The sequence below is a fragment of the Pseudomonas sp. Pseu.R1 genome (assembly GCF_045764065.1).
Classification (GTDB): Bacteria; Pseudomonadota; Gammaproteobacteria; order Pseudomonadales; family Pseudomonadaceae; genus Aquipseudomonas.
This window is the reverse complement of record NZ_JBJGEE020000001.1, coordinates 165,479-177,937: the sequence shown is the minus strand read 5'-3', so window position 1 is coordinate 177,937 and position 12,459 is coordinate 165,479. Positions and strand designations below refer to the sequence as shown.

The window sequence follows — 12,459 nt, the reverse complement described above, 5'->3', positions numbered from 1 at the left end:
GCGTCAGGATGCATGCGCGTTACCGGGTAGACACCAAGTGCGGTTCATAACTCAACGCAAAATCGCGTTGCGCGCTCTGCGGTACGGCATTCCATCTCGAAGCGCGCTTGCACGAACGTTACAGACTGAGGGGGGCAGCGCACTCCATCATCGCCAGCCAGCCCTTAGGAGTCGCCCATGTTTGATACCAAGATCGCTTTCATCGTCCGCAACGACCTTGCTCACTGGCAACGGATGAATGTCGTGGCTTTTCTCGCAACCGGCATCGCCTCTGCGGCGCCCGAGATTCTGGGCGAACCGTACGTGGATGCACGCGGACACGAATACGGGAGCATGTCGATCCAACCCATGCTTGTTTTCGAAGCAGGGCTGGACGGCCTGCAAAAGGCTCATCGCATAGGCCTGGAGCGAGGGCTTACGATGCTGCCGTACGTGTTCGCGATGTTTTCCACCGGCCATGATGAGGCCAACCGAGCGGTATTCCAGGAGGAAGATCCCGATAACCTGCAACTGGTGGGCTTGGCGCTCAGAGGCCCCAGGAAAGCGGTCGACAAGGCGATCAAAGGGTTGCCGTTGCATCCCTGAGCGAATGCCTGCGCTGGCTCCACGTGTTTCCGATTGGCTGTGAAGCCGAACGGCACGATTCTCTTACGCCAGACGCCGCATTGCGCTCGCCAAATGCGCACGGGCGCTTTCAGGGTCGCCCTGGCGCATTTGCTCGTACGCGCGTTGCGCGATGTCGTGGGGTATTGGCTTGAGGTCTCGCTGCGTGGACATCGCCAGCAGTTGCACCTGGGCGGCGCGCTCCAGATAGTAGAGGTCGTCCCAGGCTTCGGCGATGGTCGGGCCGGCAACGATTACGCCGTGGTTCTTCAAGAACAACACGTCGGCCCCGCCCATGACACCGGAAATGCGGTCACCTTCAGACTCGTCGAGTGCCAAGCCGTTGTAGGCCTCATCGACCGCCGTGCGCCCGTAAAACTTCAACGCCGTCTGCCCCAGCCCTAACAGCGGAGGTCCCTGCAGTGAACACAACGCCGTGGCGTAGGGCATGTGCGTATGAAACGCCACTCTGACCCTGGGCAGTCTCTGGTGAAGGCGTGCGTGAATATAGAAGGCCGTGGCCTCGGGCTGGCCTTCGCCAGCGACCACCTGGCCATGGAAGTCGCAGACCAGCAGGGTCTCGGCGCGAATTTCCTCGAATGCATGCCCATAGGGGTTGACGAAAAACACGTCATCGCGCCCCGGCACCATGGCAGAGAAGTGGTTGCAGATGCCTTCTTCCAGACCGTGCCGCGCTGCCAATTGAAAGCATGCGGCCAACTCCGCGCGCGCAGTGACGATGGCGGGCGACTCGAGATCCAGGTCGGTGTAGCGGGCGGTACGGATACCGCCTTCAAGGGTGTGCGCCATGGCAATGACTCCGTGGGTTACCAGCCAAGGGATTCGAACAGGGGCACGACTTGATCCAGCGTGCTCACGGTCGCATCCGGGCGGTAGTCGGGCAGTAATTTCCGACCCGTACCGCGGTCGATCCACACGCAGCGAAACTGCATGTCGCGTGCGGCGGTGTGGTCCAGGTGCGGGCTGGCACAGATGTGCACCACTTCATCTCGCCGTACGCCCAGTTGCTGGTGAGCGTAGTCGAAGAGGCGCGGATCAGGCTTGTAGGCGCCCGCCTGCTGGGCGGTGATGACCCGGTCAACGTGCCCACCGAGCTGCGCGACGTTGCCGGCAATGATGTCGTCGTCGGTATTGGACACGATGCACAGGTTGAAGCCCATGGCCTTGAGGCGCTCGAGCGTATCGAGCACTTCGGGGAACGGCGGCATCTGGGGAATGGCCTCGGCCAACCGCTGGCTGTCCTCGGCCGAACCGGGCAACCCCAACTCTTCCAGCGCAAGTTGCAACCCCAGGGTACTCAAGTGACGGAACGAGCGGTGAGGCGGCGTCTGCTCCAGCCGATGCTCGTGCCGGTCGTACACCCCAATCAGGCGATGGACATCGACATCGTGCTGGCCCTTGGTGCCAAGAATTGTGGCGGCGACCCTCTGCAAGCCCTCGTCCCATTGAATCAAGGTGCCGTAGCAGTCGAACGTCAGCCATTGGGGACGTGCGGTATTTTCGAGTGTCATGCTGTTCTCCTCTATCGAGAGATTCAGCTTACGAGCGAATGCCGTTAGCGGGAAATTAAATTAATATGCGCAACTCAGTGGAAAAACGAATATCAAGGAACTGCCATGCTCGACCTTGAACTGCTCAAAACCTTCGTGTGCGTGGTGGATGAGGGCAGCTTTACCCGAGCTGCTGAACGGGTCCATCGCACGCAATCGACGGTCAGTCAGCAGGTGCGCAAGCTGGAAAAGACGGTCGGCCACACGCTGCTGCTTCGCGACCGCACCGGGCAGAACATCGCCCTCAACCCACAGGGCGAGATGCTGATTCAGTATGCGCGGCGTCTGCTTGCGATCTCGTCGGAAGCGCTGGACGTGCTTGCCAGCGATTGCGATCTGGAAATCCTGCGTGTCGGCGTGCCGGAAGACTTCGACTCACGGCGCATGGCGAGCCTGCTGGCAGGATTCAATCTGGCCTGCCCGCAAGCACGCCTGGAAACCATCAGCGGCATGAGCATCGAACTCAAGCAGAAGCTGACGGCAGGAGAGATCGACATTGCGTTGGTCAAGCGGGAACCCAACAGCGGGCCCAGTTGGGCGAGCTGGCCGGAGCGGCTGGTGTGGGTGAGGGGGGTGGAGCACTCTTTTGCCCAGGGTGTGCTGCCGCTGGCCTTGTTTCCGCAAGGCTGCATTTATCGGCAACGGGCCATTCGCTTGCTGGATGTTGCGCAGCGGCCATGGCGGGTCGCGTTCGGCAGTCATAGCCTGACCGGCATCCAGGCCGCCGTCGCCGCCGGACTGGCCGTCTCGGTACTGCCGATTTCGGCGGTCTTGCCAGAGCACACGCTGTGTACCGACCTCCCCGAATTGCCGCCGACCGAGCTGGCGCTGATCAGCCGCGACGGCGCGTTGACCGGCTTGCAGCGAGCGCTGGTCGAGTTTTTGCGACAGGCACTGGGCGAACAGCGCCTTGGCCCCAACACCTCACCTGAGCCAACGCGCACTTGATGTCCGTTTGCATCCTTGGCAATACGTAGCAGAGTGTCTTCCTGCCCAGCTGTACGTGAAGCTCGCGGATGGGCTTGGGTGTACGGGGTAGGTGATCCAAGACGCTGTGGTTCAACGCTTACACGCGAAAGGGGTGACTCCAAGGGTGTTTCGGTTAATCGAGACCTTGGCGTCTACCTGCAATGCGCCGCTCACTCCAGCCTCGGCGGATAACCGAACCGAGCTTTGTAGGCATGGGTGAAATTGGCCGGGTCTGCGTAGCCGACGCGGTAGGCGACCTGCGCCACCTGCCATTTGCGTTCGCGCAACAACTGGCGAGCCACTTCCAGGCGTCGATCGCGCAGGTAGTGCAGCATCGACCTGCCAAAGGCCTGCTTGAAGGCGCGGCGCAGCGTGGTTTCCCCTACACCCAGCATGCGTGCCAACTCTTGGCTGGCCGGTGGATGGGCAAGGTTGTCTTCAAGCCGTTGCCGGGCTTCGTGTGCCAGCTCGCGCTGGGCTCGAGTCTGGCCTTGGAGGCGGCTTTGCGGGCCGCCCAGGTGCACGGCCAGTTCCACCAGTACCGCCAGGGTCAGGCTTTCCTGATGCAGTCTGCCCAGTGCGCCGTGGTAAGGCGTCTGATACAAACGCTCGAACAGCGAGCGCAGCGCCATGCAGCGGGGCAGTGGCGTGAAACGAACGCCGTCCTGTTGCAGACGCAGCAGGGGCAACAGCGTGGTGTCACCTTCCTCGGCCTGTTCATGTATGAACGAGCCGGCAATGCGCAGCCCCGCCAGCCGTGCGTGGCTGCCGGCCGGCAGGATGTCGACCGCTTCCATCGGCTCGCTCAGGCCCAGGCTGGCCGTGGCTTGCGGCGTATAGTGATTGGGCGTGCGGCGATCGATACTGTGGCTCCATCCCCCTTCGAGGACCTGCACGATGCACAGGCTGTCGGGCAGCACCTTTTGGATGCGCAGAGGCTCGGTAAAGCGTAGGTCGCAGTCGAAATACTGCATCGACGGGCGCACGGTTCGCGCTTGATAGTGGCCGCTGGCACTGCCGATGATCTCCCGCGCGGACGCGTCGAGGATGTTCGACCGGCTCAGGGGTTGTGGGCCATCGAAGAACACTTCGGTGTCGTGGTAAGGGGTCCAGCTCTGCATGGCGTTCAATACTGGCTAACGGTTATTTGACGTCAATCCGACAACGGGGCCGCAGTATAGTGCGGGTGGTGCTTTTTTAATCAATACCTGTGACCGGTGGTCATTCACTTGTGTGATGCGGTCAGCCATCTTGCCGATTCGGTGGCTCTGGCTTATCAGGTGTCCTCACTCTGTTACCGAGGACACTGGCATGTTCCTGAGCACGTGCATACGCGTACTTACCCTTGGCGCGCTACTGCTGACTTCCGCTATCACCCTGGCCGATGACGCCCGCCCGGAAGTGGCCGACAAGGTCATGGCTTATCAGGGCGAGCAAGGCGTGAAGGTATGGACGCTGCGCATCGGTGCCCGCGGAGCCAACGAGGCCTTGGTGCAGGTGGAAGGGGTGGACCATGACTGGAACCTGCGCATCCAGAAAATGAACGTGGAAAAGACCGCCAAGGGCACGCGCTACAGCACCGAGGTCAACGGCCAGAAGTTCGTGGCGCTGATCCTTCAGGACGGCTATGGCGAGCTGTATCTGCCCGGTGAAAGTCAGGAATTGAACGTGGGCTACAGTGAAGGGCTGTCGTCACAGGGCGACGCCCAGGCGTTCCTCACCGACTACCTGAACCAGAAGTGATCATGTCCACCCCATCACGCAGGCTGCGGTTGCTGGCGTTTCTGTTTCTGGTCCCGCTGGGGCTGATGCTCTACGCACTGCTGCAAGACGGTCGTGTGCACTGGGCATTGAGCGACGAGCAGCAAATGCGCGACTGGATCGTAGCCGCCGTGAAAGACCCCGCACATCTGTTGCCCATTCACCACCGCTTGACCGGAGGCCATGTAGGGGCCGAGTCCATCGTGCCGTACATGCAAAAGGAGATTGCCCGTATCGTGCAGGACCACGGCTGGCTGACGCTGCGTGGGGGCCTCGCGCACCTGGCTGAGCTCTGTGCGCTGGCAGCCGCCCTGACTGGTGTGGCGCTGTTGACCAAGCTCAAGTACGACGCCCTGCGCTCAATGCGTTCACAGGACTACATGCTGCAGCACTTGACGAAGGCCTGGCGGGGGGTCACCCAACTGATCTTCCTTGATGTGGCGTTGTTGGTAGCGGGTGTCAGCCTGTGTCTGCTCTACGAAATGGCCTGGGCCTACAGCCACTGGGACCGGGGTGGGGCGATGGCGCTGCTGTTCACTCTGCCGCTGTGGGGGGTATTGACCGGTGGCGTGCTGGTGCTGCGCAGCATCCGCAAGCGGCTCGCACCGCTGGAGGCACCTGCAATTGGGCTGTTGGGTCGTGAGTTGCCACGCGAGCACGCACCGGGTCTGTGGCGCTGGGTAGATGGCATTGCCCGCAAAGCCAATGTGCCTTCCCCGGACCATATCGTGGTGGGCGTCGATCGCTCCTGGTTCGTGACCAGCAGCCCGGTGTTTTTGCAGTCGGCGCAGGCGCCGTTGCTTGGGCACACACTGTACATCCCGCTCACTTACGCCTCGGCCATGAGCCAGGACGAAGCGGCTGCGGTGGTGGGGCACGAACTGGGGCACTTCGCGTCCGGCGACACGAAGAAGGGCTCGCAGCTGTCGTCACTGTTCCACAGCGTGCGGTCACGCATCCACACCCTGCTCGAAGACAATGACAGCGACACTCTGCTGGTCGGGCCAGGCATCTGGGTATCGCTGTACTTCCTTGAGCAATTCGATCATGCCTTTCATCACTGGAGCCGGCGGCAGGAGCTGGCCGCCGACGAAGTGGGGGCACGTGTGGCCGGCGCCCGTATGTTCGCCATTGCCTTGCTGCGAGTGTGTGCCTTGTCCGAGCTGATCGACCTGCTGCTGGCCAGCCCGCAGACCCGCAACGTTGTGCAAGCGCTCAACATTCACTTGGGGCAGCACGCGTTGCCGCTCAGCCCCCACACCCTCGAACACCGTGTCGAGCACCCCTTCGACACTCATCCACCCACCTTGCAGCGCGTACACCACCTCAAGGTGGCACTGGACGACGACTTACTGCGTCAGGCGTCCCGTCCGGCCAGCGAGGCCGACAGCCAGTGGTTCAATCAATTGCTCACCGAAAAGACACACGCCGCGTGACCGGCACGGAGACTCGACCCATGAATCAACCCTACCAACCTGGCAGCGCTACCGATCTTGCTGCATCGCTGACCGACGAATACAACCAGGCCATACGCACCAAAGCCGAGGACGCCGCTGACACCTTGCAAAGCTTCATCGAGTCGGTGCCCGACAAGACCGAGTTCACCTCTTCGCCCAGCGTGAAATACGTCCTGCCCATCGCCGCGCTGGTGATGGCACTCCTGGCCTGGGTGGTGCTGCGTGACATGGGTGGGGAGCACCGTCCAGGTGAGAAGGGAAGCGTGACGGGCTTGATTTTCTGCCTGGTCGGGTTTGCCGTACTGGTTGCTGCCAGCTGGGCCAACCGCCACTCAGGCAAGTTTGTGTTCATGACCCTGGATCACCGTCAGCTACGTGTGCACAACCTGAAGCAGCCGATCGATCTACTGCAGGTGGGGCATGTGAGCTACAAAAACGGCGGTTGGGTGGAATCGTTGATGCTCGAACTCGGCCCTGACTCCGGCGAGAACGCGCACCAACGCAAGGTCAGCTTCCAGTTCTCCAAGGCCCTGTTGACGCGCACTGGCGGTACGCCCAAGGTACGTATCATGTCCGTGGGCTACCGGGTCAACGGAAAAACGCTGCGCGATGACCAACTCATGGGCGTGATAGAGAGTTACTTGAATGTCGCTCGCGCCGAGCAGGAGCTGGCAGCGCTGCGTCAGCGTCAGGCGGGTTTCGTCGGAAGCCCGCATGGATCGCCGCAGGGCTGTCGGCCGCAGCGGTGAGCGCTTCGCCATACGCAACTGAGCACTTGCCGCTGGATCGTTGGTTATCGCTGCGCAACCGCGATCAATGCGGTAGATGGAATGGGCAAGACAGGATTATCGCCAGCCATTTCCCTGACGTGCGCAATCACTGTTGCCTTTTCTGTGTCGGTCAGGCTCGTCCAGTCGGGTGACACTCCAAACAGCGTGTCAGGGTTATCGAGCGACTTCACATCCAGCTGATAGGCATGTGTCACGCTCTCGATGACAGGATCCCGAAATTCGGCGGCGATTAATTCGCGGGCGAAATCCAGTGTGTTGCCCAACGCTTTTACCGCCTCGGGCATCACCATGCCCTTGCGATCCGGGAAAAGCTTTCGCCTGGCATTTCCCAATAAAAGAAACGTCGCCGCACCCGTTTCTTGCCACTTTTTGGCCGCCTTGAGGATCCTTGAGCGGCATCAGTTGCCGACAGACGCCCCCTCTGAAGGGTTGCTTTGGGTCGATAGCGGCCTCAAGATTGAGTGTCACGGTCGCGGACTGGCTTCAGCACTATCGATCCCCCGATCAACTCGATCCTCAAGGAATCACCCAAACCAACGTGCATTTCTGCAAGGAGATCCGGAGGGAGATCAATGATGACGTCTCCGCTGTTATCACCCGGATCTTGGCATTTTACGACTGCCCGCACGGATTCACTCGGTGTATTTGAAGGAAGCGAGGCCCGGCAGACCCTACTCAAAGCAATCCTCGACAACCTTGCGGAGTCCGACTTCAAGACCTTGGCCGATGACGCTCTGACGGATCTGGTGCCCACGATCGACAGCCTGGAAGATGCATCACGACTGATGCCAGGACTGGAAGGCAATGCTGGGGCGTGGGCGTGGCTAAGAGCGCACCCGATCCAGTTTTCCTCACTTGGCAATGTGATGAGTCTCTCAGAGCTCGTGCGGCTGATCGAATGGCGCTGCATCAAGATCAATTTGCCGATGTTGTCGCTGGTATGCGCTAAGTCAGAAGGTGGGCAGGGCAGTAAAAGCTCCAAGACCGAGGCTGGGGATGTGGGCGTCATGTCCTTTCGGAGACTGCAGGCTTTGGGCGTCGATGGGCTGATCGATTTGCTGTTGTCGCACGCCGACGAGTTCGTCGCCGCACTTCTGGATCAGGCAGCCCCCTTGGATGAGTCCAGCGAATCGCTTGCGAGTTTACTGGCAGAGCTGGACACGTTTAACGATCTGGCGACCAGACTCTTCGATCACACCACATGTGAGCTACGGTCGATCCAGGACGCCCCAATGCATCTGTGGGCCAAAGCACTTGAGAGTGATCGCTTTACCGCCAAATCTGACGCCGTATGGACTTATTTTGATGAGATCATCGCAACTGAGCGCCATGCTGCGGGCGATGAAAGCGGGCTGAATCCGGCGACAGTGTTCGCTGGTTTTATCGCTCGGAATGCACTCCAGCTCAAGGGCAACCTTTGGCAGTCAACCAGCGAAGACTTGGCGCTGCTGCAGTATCTTCTACGCTCTTCCGATATCAGCAACGACGTGCTCAAGGCATTGCTCGATGGCGTCGTGCTTCGAGACCTATCGGTGCTGAAAGACAAAATGCCTGAGGGACGCTGGGTCATGCTGGTGACTTCAACGTTTTTGCCATATAGCTCGGAAGTCCGAGACGTAGTTCTGGCTTCATGCCGGCACCTTGAGGGCCAATACTTGGCTGAACGGTTGAATCTCGCGAAAGCAGAGGTCGATATCGGCTCGCTCCAGCTTGAATCTATGATCACGCTAAGCAAAAGCAACGCGCTGCCACTCACCCAGAAAATCCAGATGTGGTCAGGGCTTACTTTGGAGGTGATTGAAAGCAGACCTGAAGCGGTTTCAGAGCTCGGTCGCGTGGCGACCCTGGCCAACCAAGTGGGCGAAAGGTTTGCTGATTCGCTGATGCCTGTGCTGCGAAATCTGGTACGCAGCGCAAGCTTAACCTCGGAGCATCGATCTGAAATGCTCGTGCAATGTCTCCCCGGGATGAAGTGACCTGACGTTTCGGCAGCGCTCGCGTTACTCGATGATGCGGACTTCAAAACCGTGAGCCACAAGGTGAAGAAGATCAAGGTCAGAAACACTGAAACGAACTGGAGATTGCTCAGCGCGCTGAAGGCCGGGAACTACCTGGCAAAGCTCACCCAAGAGGACGACATCATCATCGCGACCACTAGGCCCTCATCGATGACTGATCAGGACGGCTGGCTATAGGCGCTCGTCGACGGGGAAATGGATCTTTGGCGCAATTGATGTGTTTCTTGCCCTGAATGGCTCTTTGAAAGCCTGGTTATGCAAGCGGAGCGCGCCGGCGTGAGGTTGGAAGCCCGCAGGGTCGAGACGGCCGCTTGCGGACGGCTTGATTCACGACAGCCAAGCTCGCAGAGCCACGCCAAGGTCTCATTTCCCTGATCAGTGGCATGAAGTTGGTCAGTCGCTCTCGCCAGGCGTGCGACTCACCAACATGAACGTCAAGCCGCGAATCTTCTCCGAGGCCCCGGAGATTTCAGGGTCAGCTGACCCAGCCGCACTGTCGGCCAGAGTGTTCCTGACAGAAACCAGGATCCTTCCAAGGGCTTTGGAGTTGAAGGAGTGCGCGTTGTCTTTTGGAAATATTGGGATCGATGGGAGAGGGTGAAGGTGAAGGTGAAGGTGAAGGTGAAGGTGATCAATATTCAGGTAATGCAGGTAACGCTCGAAAACTTTGTCGAAATGGGGTGACAACGGACACCAGCCATCTTTGGCTGATCGGAATTCAACCCATCGGCCGTCCGCCCGACGGTGGAATTGGTCGAGATGGCCGGGCGCTCGGGCGTTGCCCATAATGCTCCACAGCTGGCGACCCGAGTATCTGGCAATGACCAGGTACATCTCAATTATTCGATATTCATGCACGCCCATGAAGTTTGGAAGGGATCTCAGCACCCATTCAAGCTCTGTGTCGGTCAAGAATCCTACCGCCGTGGGCTTCTTGAAAGAGAGCTCAGGGAGTGCTTTCGCGGCAACGTTTTCGCGAGTAGCTGACGAATCTTTAAGGTAGAAATCCAGAAATTGGGTTGCGCAGCGAATCTCTCGTTTCCAAACGTTTTTCTCTATTTCGCCATCATCACCGACAGAACGAAAATCAAGGAATGGGCGCCATACCGAATTGATCGACCAATGCTCATATTCGACGCCAGGCTCTGGCACGTAGCGCAGTTGAGACCCGGTAACAGTCCAGGCCTTTGGTGGATTTACGACAAATTCCGCGTAGTTTTCGAAGTCGGTACGGCGCCAGTCAATGAGGGACACGCCATGCGCAAAGCTCCAGTTGAGCATTTTCTCCAGGCCAATGATGCAGCTGTGGTACTTACGGTGGGGATTCTCTGCACCCCAGTTATGAGCGATCCAATTTACGAATCTGTCGACGTACCAGATGTTGGTGAAGGGATTGGCCGCAGGATCGATCATGGCCACCCGATCAGACACGGCTATGTTTGTAGGAAAGCGCTGAACCTGATTAGGCCTCCAGTACACGTACGGAGGGAAAATCGGGAATGGGATGAACGGCCGAGTCATGGCGCAACCAGGAGGCTAGAATGAATGATGGCTTCTTAAGCTGTAGCACAAAGCTGCGGCATTGCCATCGTCGAATCGCTGTTGGTGATTTGGTGAATCCAACCGGAGTTTAGTGAGGGACGATGATGAGGAACGGAATGAGGAAGGTTGGCCAAGCTACTGATTTTTTAGGAGCGGAGGTTTGTGGGGATTTGACCGGAGGTATGTGGGATTGGACACAAACAGACAAGCTAACGTGCGATGTCTGATTTAACATAATATACATTATACGAACCCCTGAGTCATTCAGATTGGGCCATCTGCGCGCGACGGCGTTCGAGCTCGTTGCCGACTACACGCTGGACATCAGAAAGACGCTCATAAGCAGCGCGAAGCTGGTTTGAATCAAGCTGAACAGCAAAATGACGAAGATGAATAAGCTCGTCGAGAAGCTGAGGAAAATCAAAATCTTGCATCGTCATAACATATCCGGGTTTGGTCATTTTCATGGTGATCATTATACGAATCACTGAATCATTGGTGACGCCATGGGCGGCTTGCAAGCTCAGTGTCAGCAACGATTGTCGGAGTCGTTGCGTGTGATGAGACGTCCCTTCGATCTGCGGCTGCGAGCCCTCGCCGCTGATCTACGGGAACGTCAGGTTTTCGGGATGAAAGACCGGATGGCGTGGAAATCGCGGGCATCTGCCTGGTGTCGTCGAAATAACCATTCTCAACGACTGACATGCAGAATTCCAAGCTGGTTTTGATCCTGGTGGACTGCTGCGAATAACACTGGCAGGCAGTCTGTTGGCCGCGGTATTCACCTACCTCCTGACCGCGTTGTTTGGCGGTACTAACAAGACGAATATCGGTGGACGCGAGACAAGTTGGACGAGGAAAATCACGGGGCTTATTGACCTCATCATAACGTGGTGAAGTTGAAGGAACGTCAGCGATACGTGGCCTGTATTGCTCAGTGTAATCAGTCTGAACAGTCTTAACGGGGACAGTCTTAATACGGGATGCAGGCTCAGCGGAAACAACATCAGGCTTAGTGGACGTGGCAGAAAGGCGCTGCTTTTCCTCGTCGCTATTATGAATTACCCACCAGAGTCCTCCAGCGAGCAAGGCAATAGGCACGAGTGTAAGAAGAATGATAAGGGGCATCATTTTGACAAAAGAAGGAGTGACTTTCTTATGAGTATGAACGGTAGAGGATTTGTATAGACCAAAGTAATGAGAGTCGAATTCTATCTTGGATTCCTGAGCCATCTTGAAATTAGAACGACGCTCAGGGCTGTCGATACACATTTCATATTCATGCCTAAATATGCCTTTGGTCCTGCCATAAGGCCTCAGAAAGTTAATGTGCTTACCGACAAGCTTGCGGACTGGAAGGCAAACAAGAGACGGATGTTGCGTAATCAAGTGGATGTCATGGCCCTGATGACGGTGTTTTTCAAACCGTGTAACCTTGTCAACACGCGTTCTAACGTCAGTGCCAAAGGTGCCTTGTGCTTCGTCAATGACGATAACGGAACCGTCTGGAAGATCGTACCAAAGGTCTGGAGTATCGAACTCGACCCATTTGGACCGGAGCTTATCAATTTTGAGTTCAGGGATACCATGATAGTAAATGGTGCGAGGAGGCAAAGAAGGATGTTCAGGATCTTTATGCAAGCGAAGATCGGGATTGAAAGGATCAACGGCGTGCTCTTCATCGATCTCCTTAATGGTGTTGAGAGTCTTACCAGCACCCGGCAAACCAGTACGTAAAAATAACATG

The 12,459-nt window shown here is 57.9% G+C and carries 14 protein-coding genes; 7 read left to right on the top strand and 7 right to left on the bottom strand.

Going from position 1 to position 12,459, the window contains the following annotated elements:
• The first annotated feature begins 177 nt into the window (after positions 1-177).
• Entirely contained in the window at positions 178-585 is a 408-nt protein-coding gene (locus tag ACI5GA_RS00785) for a DUF2000 family protein (RefSeq protein ID WP_421421161.1), read from the top strand.
• A gap of 63 nt (positions 586-648) precedes the next feature.
• Here ACI5GA_RS00785 and ACI5GA_RS00780 read toward each other — a convergent pair whose 3' ends face one another.
• Complete coding sequence (locus ACI5GA_RS00780) at positions 649-1,413, bottom strand: aldolase (protein WP_421421159.1); 765 nt, start codon at positions 1,411-1,413, stop codon at positions 649-651.
• Between the two features lie 17 nt (positions 1,414-1,430).
• On the bottom strand, positions 1,431-2,135 hold the full coding sequence (locus ACI5GA_RS00775; protein WP_421421158.1) for a haloacid dehalogenase type II: 705 nt from the start codon (positions 2,133-2,135) through the stop codon (positions 1,431-1,433).
• 105 nt (positions 2,136-2,240) lie between these two features.
• Here ACI5GA_RS00775 and ACI5GA_RS00770 point away from each other — a divergent pair, with 105 nt between their 5' ends.
• On the top strand, positions 2,241-3,122 hold the full coding sequence (locus ACI5GA_RS00770; RefSeq protein WP_421421157.1) for a LysR family transcriptional regulator: 882 nt from the start codon (positions 2,241-2,243) through the stop codon (positions 3,120-3,122).
• A gap of 191 nt (positions 3,123-3,313) precedes the next feature.
• Here ACI5GA_RS00770 and ACI5GA_RS00765 read toward each other — a convergent pair whose 3' ends face one another.
• A complete protein-coding gene (locus tag ACI5GA_RS00765) occupies positions 3,314-4,264 on the bottom strand; it encodes a helix-turn-helix domain-containing protein (protein ID WP_421421155.1) in 951 nt (316 codons plus the stop codon).
• Positions 4,265-4,454: 190 nt separating this feature from the next.
• On the opposite strand from ACI5GA_RS00765, the gene ACI5GA_RS00760 reads away from it, so the two are divergent.
• From ACI5GA_RS00760 to ACI5GA_RS00750, 3 genes are read left to right on the top strand one after another with little or no spacing between them, the layout of a single operon-like run.
• Positions 4,455-4,886, top strand: coding sequence for a hypothetical protein (locus ACI5GA_RS00760; protein WP_421421154.1), 432 nt, complete (start codon positions 4,455-4,457; stop codon positions 4,884-4,886).
• 2 nt (positions 4,887-4,888) lie between these two features.
• A complete protein-coding gene (locus tag ACI5GA_RS00755; protein WP_421421153.1) occupies positions 4,889-6,340 on the top strand; it encodes a M48 family metallopeptidase in 1,452 nt (483 codons plus the stop codon).
• A gap of 20 nt (positions 6,341-6,360) precedes the next feature.
• Positions 6,361-7,110: a hypothetical protein gene (locus tag ACI5GA_RS00750; protein WP_421421151.1), complete on the top strand. Its 750-nt coding sequence runs from the start codon at positions 6,361-6,363 to the stop codon at positions 7,108-7,110.
• A gap of 44 nt (positions 7,111-7,154) precedes the next feature.
• Here the strand turns inward: ACI5GA_RS00750 and ACI5GA_RS00745 are convergent, their stop codons facing one another.
• Positions 7,155-7,442, bottom strand: coding sequence for a hypothetical protein (locus ACI5GA_RS00745; protein ID WP_404637981.1), 288 nt, complete (start codon positions 7,440-7,442; stop codon positions 7,155-7,157).
• Between the two features lie 282 nt (positions 7,443-7,724).
• Here ACI5GA_RS00745 and ACI5GA_RS00740 point away from each other — a divergent pair, with 282 nt between their 5' ends.
• Together ACI5GA_RS00740 and ACI5GA_RS00735 are read left to right on the top strand one after the other, a co-directional pair.
• Positions 7,725-9,128 (top strand): hypothetical protein, encoded by a 1,404-nt coding sequence (locus ACI5GA_RS00740; protein ID WP_421421149.1) that lies wholly within the window; start codon positions 7,725-7,727, stop codon positions 9,126-9,128.
• A gap of 51 nt (positions 9,129-9,179) precedes the next feature.
• Entirely contained in the window at positions 9,180-9,347 is a 168-nt protein-coding gene (locus ACI5GA_RS00735; RefSeq protein ID WP_421421147.1) for a hypothetical protein, read from the top strand.
• A 216-nt stretch (positions 9,348-9,563) separates the two neighbouring features.
• Here the strand turns inward: ACI5GA_RS00735 and ACI5GA_RS00730 are convergent, their stop codons facing one another.
• From ACI5GA_RS00730 to ACI5GA_RS00720, 3 genes are all read right to left on the bottom strand, one after another.
• Positions 9,564-10,583, bottom strand: a complete 1,020-nt coding sequence (locus ACI5GA_RS00730) for an integrase (protein ID WP_421421145.1) — start codon at positions 10,581-10,583, stop codon at positions 9,564-9,566.
• Between the two features lie 389 nt (positions 10,584-10,972).
• Positions 10,973-11,179, bottom strand: a complete 207-nt coding sequence (locus tag ACI5GA_RS00725) for a hypothetical protein (RefSeq protein WP_421421142.1) — start codon at positions 11,177-11,179, stop codon at positions 10,973-10,975.
• Positions 11,180-11,204: 25 nt separating this feature from the next.
• Positions 11,205-12,458, bottom strand: coding sequence for a zonular occludens toxin domain-containing protein (locus tag ACI5GA_RS00720; protein WP_421421141.1), 1,254 nt, complete (start codon positions 12,456-12,458; stop codon positions 11,205-11,207).
• Between the last annotated feature and the right edge of the window lies 1 nt (position 12,459).